The following is a 241-nucleotide window of genomic DNA, read 5'->3' as shown; positions in this document are numbered from 1 at the left end:
GCCTGGTTGCCTTTTCGATTTTCATATATCACAACATGTGTGAAAATCCAAACTGCAACCAGACTATCATAGTAATTTTCATTACCTTAGACTCTTAGCTTTGCGACCTATCCTTTCGAACAGTGTGCCTATTTATTTTTTTTGAGACAACAAAAAGTCCAGTTGCCTCTTCGATTTTCATACACACAACTATGTGTGAAAATCCAAACTGCAACCAGACTATCATAGTAATTTTCATTAC

General features: G+C 35.7%; 1 riboswitch.

What is annotated here, in order from left to right:
* Window positions 1-50 precede the first annotated feature (50 nt).
* Window positions 51-139, bottom strand: a riboswitch (cyclic di-GMP riboswitch).
* Window positions 140-241 lie beyond the last annotated feature (102 nt).

Origin of the sequence: Bacillus cereus group sp. BfR-BA-01355 (assembly GCF_022663675.1) — a bacterium.
Classification (GTDB): Bacteria; Bacillota; Bacilli; order Bacillales; family Bacillaceae_G; genus Bacillus_A; species Bacillus_A thuringiensis_S.
This window is presented reverse-complemented; position numbering and strand designations above follow the sequence as displayed.